This is a genomic window from Microvirga vignae (genome assembly GCF_001017175.1).
GTDB lineage: Bacteria > Pseudomonadota > Alphaproteobacteria > Rhizobiales > Beijerinckiaceae > Microvirga > Microvirga vignae.
Genome location: NZ_LCYG01000112.1, coordinates 1 through 953 on the forward strand (window position 1 = coordinate 1; position 953 = coordinate 953).

1 protein-coding gene is annotated in these 953 nt (G+C 62.6%); it reads right to left on the bottom strand.

Features of this window, described 5'->3' with window-relative positions:
• Nucleotides 1–19 precede the first annotated feature (19 nt).
• Nucleotides 20–850: a transposase family protein gene (locus AA309_RS28770; RefSeq protein WP_244470530.1), complete on the bottom strand. Its 831-nt coding sequence runs from the start codon at nt 848–850 to the stop codon at nt 20–22.
• Between the last annotated feature and the right edge of the window lie 103 nt (nt 851–953).

Here is a 953-nt window from a genome sequence, read left to right on the forward strand (position 1 = left end):
CCGCGCAATCGGGGGAAGATCACACCAGCCTGCGCACGATGGCGCCGTTCTTCTGCTCCACCCAGGCCTGGTCGTTCTTGCGGTAGGCACGCGACCGCGTCACCTCCAGCCCCTGGCCTCGACACCAGCAGACCACCAATTCGTTCATGAAGGCGCTGTTATTGTCGAAGTCCACGCCCAGCAGAGGAAAGGGAAACAGCGACCGGGCCTGCTGGATCGCCGCAATCACCAGATCGCCATCGCGCGTGCGCACCGGCACACACTCGGTCCAGCCCGTAGCGATATCGGTTAGAACCATCGTCTGCACGAAGCTGCTGGAGGACGATGTGCCGGAATGGGCCACGAAGTCGACCTCGATGTAACCGGGTACAGGATCGTCCCAGTCTCCGAAGGTGCGCACTGGCACCGAGCGGCGCATCGCCGAACTCATGCCAGCGCGACGGCGCTGACCGCCACGGGCGACAACGCGCACTTGCGACAGCAGCCGGTCCATCGTGGCCGCGCTGACCGTCAGCAACTTGCCCTGCAACTCGTCATCCACATCAAGCCGGCCATGCCGCGCAAGGGCCGGCAACAAGATGGGGATCATCGGCTTCAGGCGCTTTGAGCAGAGGCGGTCGGACGCCTCCCACAACACAACCAAGGCCTCGCGAACCCTGGCATCATACCGGGTGGCGTGTTGCCTGGCAGCGGACGGCTTGCTCTCAGGTCGACAGAGGGCCCGGATGGCATGCTTGCGGTGATAGCCGGTGACCGCAACGAACTCATTCAGGATGCGCTGCTTGTCCACCCGGCGGCTTGATCGGTAGCGCTCGATGATTGCTTCAATCAGTTCCGAGCGTGTTGCCATGCTGAGATGCCTTGCCATCCACCATCCCCGCAACAGGATGACAAAAGATGACGCATCCCGTCCGGGACAGTGAGCCTACCGGTAACATTCAACGTGAGGCAAT

Coding starts and splice junctions, on each gene's coding strand:
- AA309_RS28770 (WP_244470530.1), bottom strand. CDS start 850: ATGGCAACACGCTCGGAACTGATTGAAGCAATCATCGAGCGCTACCGA.